Source organism: Streptomyces sp. UH6 (assembly GCF_013421635.1).
Lineage (GTDB): Bacteria > Actinomycetota > Actinomycetes > Streptomycetales > Streptomycetaceae > Streptomyces > Streptomyces abyssomicinicus.
In genome coordinates this window covers 1-5,578 of record NZ_JACADT010000336.1, presented here as the reverse complement: position 1 = coordinate 5,578, position 5,578 = coordinate 1, and the positions used below count along the sequence as shown (strand labels likewise).

Below are 5,578 nucleotides of genomic sequence, written 5' to 3'. Positions count from 1 at the left end.
GCCAGCGCCTCGTCGCGGTCGGCGATGGCCGCGATCAGCGCGCGGTGCTCCGTCCACGACTGCTGCCCGCGCTGCCGGGCGATCGGCGTGTAGTACCACCGCACCCGGCGGTCCACCTGCGCGGCCAGCTCGGCCAGCACCGCGTTGCCGGCCAGCTCCATCACCTTGGCGTGGAACCGCGCGTTGGCCTCCACGGCCCCGTCCACGTCGTCGGCCGCGACCAGCGCCTCCCCCTGCGCGCACAGCTCCTCCAGCTGCGCGATCCCCGGCTTGCCCGCGTGGGCCGCGGCGAGCCGCGCCGCCTCCGCCTCCAGCAGGGTGCGCACCGTGAGGAGCTGGTCGGCCTCCTCCTCCGTCGGCTCGTGCACGAAGGCGCCCTGGGCGGGGCGCAGATCCACCCACCCCTCGGTGTTGAGCCGCTGGAGCGCCTCGCGCACCGGCTGGCGGGACACCCCGAGGTGCCCGGCGAGTTCGCTCTCCACCAGGTGCTGCCCGGGGCGCAGCGCGCGGGTCGTGATCAGCTCCAGCAGTGCCTCGTAGACGCGGTCCCGGAGGGGACCAGGGCGTTCCAGCTTGGGCACCGCGCCCTGCGGCAGACCGGTCGACAACATCGGTTCCCCTCCTGAGCACACCCGATTGTCTATCGTCTACAGTCTACGGCGCGGCGGTGGCCGCGGCGCGGGTGACATTGGCCACGGCGGGCTCCGGCCACGGCGGTCTCAGGCCACGGCGGTCTCAGGCCGCGGGCGGTCTCCGGTCACGCGGTCTCCGGGCACGGGGCGGGGAGCGGCGGGGCCCAGGAGCGGCAGGGACCCCGCACCGGCGCCGGTGCGGGGCCCCGCGGGAAAGGCGGGTTCAGCCCGTGAAGAGCTGCGTCGCCTTACGGACCAGTTCGTACAGGCCGTAGGCGAGCGGGACCCCGACCCAGAGCCAGGAGAAGGCGATCAGGCCGCGGCGCCCGCCGGCGCCCTCGGGCGCCGTCCCGGTCCCGGTGGTGGTGGCCTCAGGCATGGACGGCCTCCTTGATGTGGTACCTGGCGTGCACGGGCCGCACCAGTTCGTTGGCCACGAAACCGACGACCAGCAGCCCGATCATGATGAACAGCGAGGTCCCGTACAGCTCCGGTCCCTGCTTCCCGGCCTCCTCCTGCCGGTCCGCGATCCAGTTGACGATCAGCGGGCCCAGGACGCCGGCCGTGGACCAGGCGGTCAGCAGCCGCCCGTGGATGGCGCCGACCTGGTAGGTGCCGAAGAGGTCCTTGAGGTAGGCCGGAATCGTCGCGAAGCCGCCTCCGTAGAAGGAGAGGATCACCAGCGCGCAGAGCACGAACAGCGGCTTGGAGGCGTCCCCGAAGAGCGCGATCACCAGGTACATCAGCGCGCCGACGCCCAGGTAGACGCGGTAGATGTTCTTCCGTCCGATCAGGTCGGAGGTGGACGACCAGCCGATCCGGCCGGCCATGTTGGCCGCCGAGAGCAGCGCCACGAACCCGGCCGCGGCCGACACCGACATGGGGGTGGAGGTGTCGGCGAAGAAGTCGCTGATCATCGGCGCGGCCTTCTCCAGGATGCCGATACCCGCGGTGACGTTCATGACCAGCACCAGCCACAGGAGCCAGAACTGCGGCGTGCGCACGGCGTCGCGGGCGGAGACCTGCACGCCGCCGACGCCGGCCGTGGCGTCCGGGCCCGCCGTGTCCGCCGGGGCGGGCCGCGGCACGCGGATCAGCAGGACGCCGAGCGACATGAAGACCGCGTAGACCAGGCCGTGCACCAGGAAGGCGGTGGCGATCCCGGAGGAGTCGGAGCCGAACGACTCCAGCATCCGGGTGGACCAGGGGGAGGCGATGAGCGCGCCGCCGCCGAAGCCCATGATGGCGATGCCGGTGGCCATGCCCGGCCGGTCCGGGAACCACTTGATCAGCGTGGAGACCGGCGAGATGTAACCGATGCCCAGGCCGATGCCGCCGACGAAGCCGTAGCCGAAGACGATCAGCCAGTACTGCCCGGTCCACGCCCCCAGGGCGGAGAGCAGGAACCCGGAGGAGAAGCAGACCAGGGCGACCGTCATCGCCCAGCGCGGACCGTTGCGTTCGACGAGGGTGCCGCCGAAGGCCGCGGAGAGGCCGAGCATCACGATGCCCAGTTGGAAGGGGAGCGCGCTCAGCGTGCCGCTGATGTCGAGCGAGGACTCCAGCGGAGCCTTGAAGACGCTCCAGGCGTAGGCCTGGCCTATGGACAGGTGGACGGAGAGGGCGGCCGGGGGAACGAGCCAGCGGCTCCATCCCGGCGGTGCTACCGGTGGACTCATGATCCGGAACCCTAGGAACCATCCCGTCCACTTGGGAAGACTCCTGACGTCCACGACTCCACTTCCCGCGTCCGCGGACGCCATGCGTGCCGCGGCCCTTGCTGCCTCAACTCCCATACTGTAGACAATATTCAGTCGACGTTCTTCCTCGACGCCCCACCGTCGCGACCCGGTTCACCGGTTCCCTGGTTCCCCAGTTCCTCGGTACGCCCTCGACCGGACGGAGCTCTCACGTGAAAGTCGCAGTCCTCGGCGCCGGCGCGATCGGCGCCTATGCGGGCGCCGCTCTGCACCGCGCGGGCGTGGACGTGCGCCTGATCGCCCGCGGGCCCCACCTGGCGGCCCTCAGGCGGGACGGCGTGCGCGTCCTCAGCCCACGCGGCGACTTCGCCGCCCGTACCCCGGCCACCGACGACCCCGCCGAGGTCGGACCGGTGGACTACGTGTTCCTCGGTCTCAAGGCGAACTCGTACGCGGCGTGCGGGCCGCTCCTCGAGCCGCTGCTGAGGCCCGGCACCGCGGTGGTCGCCGCCCAGAACGGCATCCCCTGGTGGTACTTCCACCGCCACGGAGGCCCGCACGACGGGCGTCGCCTGGAGAGCGTGGACCCCGGCGGAGCGGTCAGTGCGGTGATCGCCCCCGAACGGGTCATCGGCTGCGTGGTGTACGCCGCCACCGAACTCGAGGCCCCCGGGGTGGTGCGGCACCTGGAGGGGACGCGGTTCTCCGTCGGCGAGCCCGACCGCAGCGTCTCCGCGCGCTGCACCGCGTTCGGCGACGCCATGGTCGCCGGCGGCCTCAAGTGCCCCGTCGAGCCCGACCTGCGCGACGACATCTGGGTCAAGCTGCTGGGCAACGCCACGTTCAACCCGATCAGCGCCCTGACCCGGGCCACCATGCGCCAGATGTGCGTGCACGGCGGCACCCGCCGGGTCGTCGAGACCATGATGACCGAGACGCTGTCGATCGCCGAGGCCCTCGGCTGCACCGTGGACGTCACCGTCGAACGCCGCCTCGCGGGCGCCGAGCGGGTCGGCGACCACCGCACCTCCACGCTCCAGGACCTGGAGCGCGGCAAACCGCTCGAACTCGACGTGCTGCTCACCGCGTTGACCGAACTCGCGGACCTCACCGGCGTCGAGGCACCCACCCTCCGCACGGTCCACGCCCTGTCGGACCTGCTCGCGCTGAGGAGCGCCGCATGAGCGATCACCCCGCCTCCCGCGTCCGAAGGCGCGAGCGGGCCCCCAAGACCTACACCCGGCTCACCCACCCCCTGGTCCGCGACTCCCGGGACGAGCCGTTCCGCCGGGCCACCTGGGCCGAGGCGCTGGACCGCGTCGCCCGGGCCCTGCGGGCACACCGCGGCGCGTTCGGCATGTTCTCCTGTGCCCGCGCCACCAACGAGATGAACTACGTGGCGCAGAAGTTCGCCCGCGTCGTCATGGGCACCAACAACGTCGACTCCTGCAACCGCACCTGTCACGCGCCCAGCGTGGCCGGGCTGTCCGCCGCCTTCGGCTCCGGAGGCGGCACCTCCTCCTACCAGGAGGCCGAGCACACCGACGTGATCGTGATGTGGGGCTCCAACGCCCGCTTCGCGCACCCGATCTTCTTCCAGCACGTGCTGAGGGGCATCCGCAACGGCGCCCGGATGTACGCCGTCGACCCGCGCCGCACCTCCACCGCCGAGTGGGCGGAGAGCTGGCTGGGCCTGAACGTCGGCACCGACATCCCGCTCGCGCACGCCGTCGGCCGCGAGATCATCGCCGCCGGTCTCGTCAACGAGCCGTTCGTCCGCCGCGCCACCACCGGCTTCGAGGAGTACCGCAAGCTGGTCGAACCGTGGACGCCGTCGCTGGCGGAGAAGGTGACCGGCGTGCCGGCCGCCGCCGTCCGTGAACTCGCCCACGCCTACGCCCGCGCCGAACGCGCCCAGCTGTGCTGGACGCTGGGCATCACCGAACACCACAACGGCACCGACAACGTCCGCGCGCTGATCAACCTCTCGCTGCTCACCGGCCACGTCGGCCGTTACGGCTCCGGCCTCCAGCCGCTGCGCGGCCAGAACAACGTCCAGGGCGGCGGCGACATGGGCGCGATCCCCAACCGCCTCCCCGGCTTCCAGGACATCCTGGACCCGGACACCCGGCGCAAGTTCGAGGCCGCATGGAACACCGCCATCCAGCCCCGCTACGGCCTCAACCTCACCGAGATGTTCGAGGCCATGGAGGAGGGCACGCTGCGGGCCGTGTACTGCATCGGCGAGAACCCGGCGCAGTCCGAGGCGGACAGCGAGCAGGCGGTCCGCCGCCTGAAGGAGCTGGACTTCCTGGTGGTCCAGGACATCTTCATGACCCGGACCGCCGAACTCGCCGACGTGGTGCTGCCGTCGACGGCCGGCTGGGCGGAGACCGACGGCACCTTCACCAACAGCGAGCGCCGCGTCCAGCGGGTACGCGCGGCCGTCTCGCCGCCGGGCGAGGCCCGGGAGGACATCGACATCCTCTGCGACCTGGCCTCCCGGCTCGGCCACGACTGGAAGTACGCCGACGCGGAGTCGGTCTGGAACGAACTCCGCTCGGTCTCGCCGGACCACCACGGCATGACCTACGGCCGGCTGGAGGAGCACCAGGGCATCCAGTGGCCCTGCCCCTCCACCGACCGCCTCGAACCCCCCTACCTGCACGGCAGGTTGTGGGAGGCCGACCCCGTACGCCGCGGCACGCCGGCCCCGTTCGGACTGGTCCAGCACGACCCGCCGGTCGACCTCACCGACGAGCACTACCCCGTGCGGCTGACCACCGGCCGGAGGCTGGACTCCTACAACACCGGCGTGCAGAGCGGCGGTTTCGCCTCGCCCCTGCGACGCGGCGAGTACGTCGAACTCAGCCCGGAGGACGCCGAGCGCCACGGCGTCACCGTCGGCGAGGAGGTGCGCGTCGTCTCCCGGCGGGGCACGGTCCTCGCCCCGGTGTGGATCGACACCGCCCTCCGGCCGGGCCTCGCGTTCATGACCTTCCACTTCCCCGACGAGGTGGACACCAACGCGCTGACCATCGAGGCCAACTGCCCGATCGCCGGCACCGCCGAGTTCAAGGCGTCGGCGATCCGCATCGAGAAACTTCCCGCCGCTGACCACGTGAGGTGACCTGAGTGGACCTGCACTTCGGCGACAGCGAACCCACCGACGAGGAACGCGCCGCGGTCGACGCGCTGCTCGGCCCGCCGCAGACCTCCTGGGAGGGCGCCGACCGCGACGGGACC

Annotated in this window: 5 protein-coding genes; 2 read left to right on the top strand and 3 right to left on the bottom strand. The window is 71.9% G+C overall.

Going from position 1 to position 5,578, the window contains the following annotated elements:
- The 3 genes from HW445_RS16945 to HW445_RS16935 form a co-directional block, all read right to left on the bottom strand.
- Positions 1-611, bottom strand: a 611-nt coding sequence (locus HW445_RS16945; RefSeq protein ID WP_180221852.1) for a GntR family transcriptional regulator, incomplete at its 3' end; no start/stop codon positions are given.
- Positions 612-855: 244 nt separating this feature from the next.
- The gene (locus HW445_RS16940) at positions 856-1,011 is read right to left on the bottom strand and encodes a hypothetical protein (RefSeq protein WP_180221851.1); all 156 of its coding nucleotides are present in this window, start codon (positions 1,009-1,011) and stop codon (positions 856-858) included.
- Positions 1,004-2,311, bottom strand: a complete 1,308-nt coding sequence (locus HW445_RS16935) for an OFA family MFS transporter (protein WP_180221850.1) — start codon at positions 2,309-2,311, stop codon at positions 1,004-1,006. The genes HW445_RS16940 and HW445_RS16935 overlap by 8 nt, the downstream gene beginning before the upstream one ends.
- A gap of 233 nt (positions 2,312-2,544) precedes the next feature.
- Here HW445_RS16935 and HW445_RS16930 point away from each other — a divergent pair, with 233 nt between their 5' ends.
- A complete protein-coding gene (locus HW445_RS16930; RefSeq protein WP_180221849.1) occupies positions 2,545-3,516 on the top strand; it encodes a 2-dehydropantoate 2-reductase in 972 nt (323 codons plus the stop codon).
- Positions 3,513-5,462 carry a molybdopterin oxidoreductase family protein gene (locus tag HW445_RS16925; protein ID WP_180221848.1) on the top strand — a complete coding sequence of 650 codons (1,950 nt, stop codon included), beginning with the start codon at positions 3,513-3,515 and terminating at the stop codon, positions 5,460-5,462. Before HW445_RS16930 ends, HW445_RS16925 begins: the two co-directional genes overlap by 4 nt.
- The last annotated feature ends 116 nt before the right edge of the window (positions 5,463-5,578 follow it).

Coding starts and splice junctions, on each gene's coding strand:
- HW445_RS16940 (WP_180221851.1), bottom strand. CDS start 1,011: ATGCCTGAGGCCACCACCACCGGGACCGGGACGGCGCCCGAGGGCGCC.
- HW445_RS16935 (WP_180221850.1), bottom strand. CDS start 2,311: ATGAGTCCACCGGTAGCACCGCCGGGATGGAGCCGCTGGCTCGTTCCC.
- HW445_RS16925 (WP_180221848.1), top strand. CDS start 3,513: ATGAGCGATCACCCCGCCTCCCGCGTCCGAAGGCGCGAGCGGGCCCCC.